Annotated in this window: 1 pseudogene; it reads right to left on the reverse strand. The window is 64.5% G+C overall.

What is annotated here, in order from left to right:
- A pseudogene (locus B1964_RS29455) lies at positions 1-245 on the reverse strand (HNH endonuclease); the annotation flags it as partial.

Consider the following 245-nt stretch of genomic DNA (forward strand, 5'->3'; position numbering starts at 1 on the left):
ACGCTGTCGCTGTCGGTGGTGTCGATGTCCTCGCCACGCTGGGCGGCGCGCGCCATGATCGAGGCCCGGTTGGTGGACAGTTCCCCGTTCAAATACGCAGCGCGGATCAGGGGGAGTTCTTTGAGGAGGTCCGCCAGCGCTATCCAGCTGCCGGCTTTGCTGCGGGAGACCTTGAATTGCAGAGACACTTCGGCGCGTGCGAGTTTGTCGGCGTGCTCGATCACCGAGCCCCACACCTCGACCTC

Source organism: Gordonia sp. i37, from assembly GCF_002043085.1.
GTDB classification, from domain to species: domain Bacteria; phylum Actinomycetota; class Actinomycetes; order Mycobacteriales; family Mycobacteriaceae; genus Gordonia; species Gordonia polyisoprenivorans.